This is a genomic window from Marinomonas sp. AWM4_232 (genome assembly GCF_056158325.1).
Genome location: NZ_JBSWTA010000004.1, coordinates 1 through 5,855, shown reverse-complemented (window position 1 = coordinate 5,855; position 5,855 = coordinate 1). Strand labels below are relative to the sequence as shown.

5 protein-coding genes are annotated in these 5,855 nt (G+C 36.8%); 3 read left to right on the top strand and 2 right to left on the bottom strand.

Features of this window, described 5'->3' with window-relative positions; genetic code table 11:
• The coding region (locus tag ACXAC1_RS19795; protein ID WP_475063923.1) for a ligand-binding sensor domain-containing protein at positions 1 to 770 on the bottom strand (770 nt) is incomplete at its 3' end.
• Between the two features lie 13 nt (positions 771 to 783).
• Entirely contained in the window at positions 784 to 1,131 is a 348-nt protein-coding gene (locus tag ACXAC1_RS19790) for a hypothetical protein (protein WP_474975615.1), read from the bottom strand.
• 225 nt (positions 1,132 to 1,356) lie between these two features.
• Here ACXAC1_RS19790 and greB point away from each other — a divergent pair, with 225 nt between their 5' ends.
• The 3 genes from greB (at position 1,357) to ACXAC1_RS19775 (ending at position 5,823) form a co-directional block, all read left to right on the top strand.
• Positions 1,357 to 1,824, top strand: a complete 468-nt coding sequence (greB, locus tag ACXAC1_RS19785) for a transcription elongation factor GreB (protein WP_475063922.1) — start codon at positions 1,357 to 1,359, stop codon at positions 1,822 to 1,824.
• A 361-nt stretch (positions 1,825 to 2,185) separates the two neighbouring features.
• A complete protein-coding gene (locus ACXAC1_RS19780) occupies positions 2,186 to 2,596 on the top strand; it encodes a response regulator (RefSeq protein ID WP_474975617.1) in 411 nt (136 codons plus the stop codon).
• 422 nt (positions 2,597 to 3,018) lie between these two features.
• A complete protein-coding gene (locus tag ACXAC1_RS19775) occupies positions 3,019 to 5,823 on the top strand; it encodes an Ig-like domain-containing protein (RefSeq protein WP_475063921.1) in 2,805 nt (934 codons plus the stop codon).
• Positions 5,824 to 5,855 lie beyond the last annotated feature (32 nt).

Sequence of the window (5,855 nt, the reverse complement as noted above, 5' to 3'; positions counted from 1 at the left end):
AAGGTTAAGTTTGTCATACTCGTGTGCTCACCCAGCACCTGACGCCATAACCCATCCTCGCCTCCGAGCCATATATGGCCATTCTTGTCTTTGATCATGGATCTGACATTGGTAAAGGGCTTACCCATATGCATGAATATGGTAAATGCTTTTCCATCATAAATATATGCGCTACCTCTTGTTCCTATCCAGTATTTGCCATTGTTATCTTTTATTATAGTATTAATTTCAGTGTTGGATAAGCCTTCAGCTGCAGTGAAATTTTGAAAAGACTTGCCGTTGTATATACTTAAGCCTCCTGCAGTGCCAAACCATATGTCTTTATTGTCATCTTCAAAAATCTCTAAAACGAGATTGTTGACCAGTCCATCAGCTGTAGTGAAGTGTTGAAAGGTATTGCCATTATAATAATAAACCCCTAAACCTTCTCCTGCGGTGCCAAACCAGAAGTTATCTTTGCTGTCCTGCAAAATGGAAAAGAATCGTGTATTGCTTATTTCACTAGTAATATGGGTGAATGAGGAGCCATCATATTTGAAAATTCCTTCGAAGGAAGCTATCCAAATATCACCCTTTTTATCTTCTATAATATTTCGAGAAATAAAATGAGGGCCTTCAGAAAAGGTGGAGTCCTTGATTTTTTGAATGATTACTTCCTTAGATACGTTTTTTTTAGTCGGCTTTTCGCAAGAGGTAATTAATGATAATACTAGTAGTAATGTCTTAAGGTGCAGTTGTTTAGGCATGTTGATGAAAGAAGAATTAGACATGGTTTACATAAGCTTATTCAGGAATGAGGAATAATAATTTCAATAATCCATAAATAAACAAGCAGACCCCTATAAAAGGCAATATTATACCCCACCATTTCATGCTGATGAAGAAAAGGGAATTTTCTAAATCTAGATAAATTTTTTTCCCTGAATCAGTTATAATATAATCTTTAGCAGTCAATTTAGTCCAAGTACCAGTTCCTATTAATATGAGAGCTCCAAAGATCTCTATGTTGAGGTTGTTTTTAAATTCGAAATAACTAGTTAATAGTGCATTTAATATTCCTAAAAAGAAGGTTACAACTATAAAGTAAATAATTATTAGAATTCCCTTTCCTTTAAAAATGAGTGTCATCATACTCCTTTAAATTTTCCCTTAAATATGGTTTTATTTTCTTAAAATATAATTTATTGATTGATTTAATTCTTGTGTATTTTGAGAATTCGAGCCGCTAAACAGTGTGCTGAGCTAAAAATATGCTATTTGTGGCGATAAATTAATCTAACCTATTGGATAATTGAATGAATTTCATTTCTCTTGTACCCCCATTGACAAGCTATATAAATTATGAAGAGATCGCAGATGATTACTCCTGAGGGATTAGAAAAGTTGAAGGCCGAACTAGATCACTTATGGCGAGTAGAGCGGCCTGAAACTACTAAGAAAGTTTCGTGGGCAGCGAGCCTTGGTGATCGTTCAGAAAATGCGGATTATCATTATAATAAAAAGCGACTGCGCGAGATAGATAGTCGTATTTTATACCTACGCAGGTGTATCGATGATTTTAAAGTAATAAAATATGATCCCTACCAAGAGGGAAAGGTGATGTTTGGTGCATGGGTAGAAATTGAAAATACTAAAGGTATGAAAAAGCGGCTCCGTATAGTGGGGTACGAAGAGCTGATAGGTGCTAAAGATTATATTTCTATGGATTCGCCAATGGCGCAGGCCCTGCTCAATAAACAAGTGGGTGATGAAGCGATAGTAAAAACTGCAGCAAGTGAATTTGTATGGCGTATTAATAAGATCGAATATCACACAAAAGACTAATTAATTAGATTATTAGTTAATCAGATCTTTCATTCTCGTGCACTATAAATGCTAAGTCTGGGGAGGGAATAGCTTTAGCTTGTTGTCTTTTAAGTCATGATTATAGCGTCTGCCTCAGCTTAAATATATTGGTAATTAGTAAGTTGACTTCTTCTGTATAGAATCTATTCCGTCCAATGGAATATTCATTAATTCTTACTTTGTAAGTTCTTTGAATCTATTCAAATTTTTTTTATGCGTTTCAGTTTAGCAAAACGGTTTACCTGATTCTTCCTTCATTAATACAGTGTAAGTTTTGTGCTTTTTTATTCGTTTTGGTAGTGTGTTTGATTCTTTCTTGGCGTAACTAACGGATATACCCATGACGTATTTAATTTCAGATAAGATTTTCACCAAAGTGCTGCTCATCGGTTTGGATCCACTTTGGGTTAAGGGAATGCATAATTACCTCAACCAAATTTGTTTTAACCCTCGTTTAATGGTGGCAAGTAGTTTGAATTATGTGTATGATAAAATTGCACTCAGCAGTAGGCTGTATGAGTATTCTCCAAATGTAATTTTTATTGATAATGGAATTTTGAACGCCCCTAATTTAGATGTCATTAAGTTATTACGTAAAGATTACTCATGCTGTGAGTTGCCCATTTATTTATTCTCTGAGAATGATGAAAATTTCAGCGCAGAAGCGGGGATAAATGGGTTTATCTATAAAAGCGCTAACCATGATTTGACTAAGGCTAAATTTAAATTATTAACAGATTGTGATGGCTGAATTTCTATGTTGTTTCATGTAAATAAGTCTTAATATGTGAATAAGTAATTTTTCAAAGGATTCATATTTTTTCATAATTAAAATTGTACAATTTTATTATTTTATAGGTTAAAATCAGTTCATCGGATTTTGATTGCAGTTAGTCGAGGAAATTCATCTCATTAATTTTGTCCATTTATATTCAGGGCATAACTAAATGAATATCCTATGCAACACTTTTATCTAGTCCACAAGCGGATCTTTTTTTAGTGCTATTTTTAATATCAGCACTGTCCGCGCAGGCTCAGTTTGATACTGATTATTGGATGCCACCAGTCTGGGAACCTCGTAATGGAGGAGGAGATTCGGGGCCAACAGAATTGCTCATAACCACGGCATACCCTGTAGCACACTATACTATAAACTTACCAAACGGAGTTTTGGTGGCTTCAGGTACAGTGTCTCCGGGTAGTCCATCCACGGTGCCACTTAGTACTGTGTTAGGGATGACGCATGAAAATAACATTGCGGAAGACAATAAAGGGTTATTAATTAATTCTGATTATCCAATTCAGGCCGTTTATAGAAACACTTCCAACAACAATCAATGTATTGCCACATTAAAGGGAAGCTTTGCTCTGGGAAATGAGTTCAGGGTTGGTTCTCAAACTCGCATAACTCAAGATAGTTATGGAGAAGATGATGTGCATTTTATTTCTGTAATGGCTACAGAGGATAATACCACAATAACCATTACAGCACCTAATCAAATAGCGGGGGTAGGAAATCCGCATACCTTTACGCTTCAAAAAAATGAAACATACCTGGTTAAGAATAATGCGGGAGCAGGAGCCGGGGCAGATAATGTTACTAATAACCTGGCGGGTTCAGCTGTAGTGTCAGATAAACCTATAGCGGTTATGGCTGGGTCACAACATACCCGTATGAATTTTGGAGCTGCCAATGCAGATGCTGGTATAGATCAAATTGTGCCTATAAAATCTGATATTTTTGATGTTATAGGCTCTGAATATATTGTAGTGAGGGGTAGTTCAACTCAAGGTAGTGACTATGCACTAGTAATACCTACGGAAAATAACACTTCTATTGCTGTTGATGGAGCCAATGTCGGTACGTATAACGCGGGAGATATATTTGAGTATGAATTAACAGGTAATCTTGGAGACCCTCATTATATCACTACAAGTAAAAATGCGTATGTGTACCACATTTCTGGTTTGTTTCAGGAAGAGGTAGGAATGTCTGCTATTCCTTCTATCAACTGTACAGGGAGTAATTATCTGGAGTTTACCAGATTTAGCAATAATCAAAATATCATTCATATAATGATCAGTAATGGTGCATTGTCATCATTAACTATAAATGGTCTGCCATATACAAGTTATGATAATACACCTTCAGTAGTGCCAGGTGGAGCAGGATGGTCTACCATTAGTTTTAATTATCCTGACACAGAACCTTCTAACGTAGTGGTTCAAGCAGATGATTATTTTCATTTAGGAGTTATTGTAGGAGAAAATGGAAGAGGTACTTATGGGTTTTTATCAGGTTTTCCTGCAAAAATTGATGTTTTAGACCCTGTTGTAGGGTTGCCTACAACTATCTATGAAGTTGGTACATTGATGCAAGGTCAGCAATTAGATCATTGTTTGGATTTGCTTAGTTGTAGCGATATCTATAATATCACTTCAATAGATGATTCGCCCAATACAGGGGATGCGTACCCTATTGATAACCCAGGGCAGGCGTTAGACACTTGTATCGCTTACATTGCCAGTAATACACATCTGGGAAATGATACAATAATTGTTAATGTGGTGAATAATGTAGGAACTCCCGGACGAGTGAGATTGATTTACCATGTTGACGGATACCCTGACCCTCAAGATGATACTTTCACATTTAATGAAGACAATACATTAAACGGTAATGTTTTTACAAATGATAATAACCTTGAAGCTGGTGAGGTGGCTACCGTTGTTAGTGGAGTAGACCATGGTACGCTTAATTTAAATCCGGATGGCACCTTTACGTATGTTCCGGATGAAGATTTTTTTGGGAGTGACAGCTTTACGTATCAAGTTTGTGATGATGTGGAACCCTCCCAATGTTTTCAAGGAACAGTTTCTATTACGGTAAATCCGGTTAACGACCCAGCTCCTGTAGCAGTAGATGATAATGTAAATGTTAATGAGGACGCCAGCCTGACTGGGATTGATGTAATAGGTAATGACGTAGATAATGAAAGTTTAGGACTTACTATCAACACTACGCCAGTTACAGACGTAACATCTGGTACATTAGTTATTAATGCTAATGGCACTTTTGATTACACCCCTGATGAGGATTTTGTAGGATCTGATTCATTCGTTTATCAGGTTTGCGATAATGCTACACCTTCGGAGTGTGACAATGCCACGGTAACCATTACGGTTGACCCTACTAATGATGTGCCAATCGCGTTCAATGATACTTTGTCAGTAGATGAAGATGTGGAGTTGGCTGGCAATGTTTTAGGTAATGATGATAACCCTGACCCTGATCCTGTATCATTAGTGACGGACGCAAGCAATGGAACATTGTCAATTAATCCTGATGGAGGTTTTACATACACTTCTGATAATGGATTCAACGGTACTGATAGTTTTGTTTACCAAATTTGTGATACAGAAGCAGGTGGAGCATGTAGTCAAGCTACTGTTTTTATAGATGTTACTCCAGTAGATGATCCTGCTCCTCAGGGAGTGAATGACGTGGCCAGTGTTTTAGAAGATGGTACCTTATCCGGATCCTCAGTTTTAGCTAATGACATTGATAATGAGAACTTAGGATTAACTATTAATACAACGCCTGTAGTAGATGTCCAACACGGTACATTAACTATTAACCCTGATGGTACTTATACATATACACCAGATGCAGATTATGTAGGAAGTGATAGCTTCACTTATCAAGTATGTGACAATGGAACTCCTTCTGAGTGTGGTCAAGCTACAGTTTCAATAGATGTAGTAAATAGTAATGATGTGCCTATTGCATCAAATGATGCGGTAAATATTAATGAGAATCAGCTCCTCACGGGTGATGTTACAGTCAATGACTATAACCCTGATTTGGATCCGGTTACGTTGGTTACAGATGTTACAAATGGTAGCCTTACTTTAAATTCAGATGGTACTTATAGTTACGAGCCTAATTTTGGATTTAATGGTACAGGTGCTGGGTGAGCACACGAGTATGACAAACAGTTCACGATGGT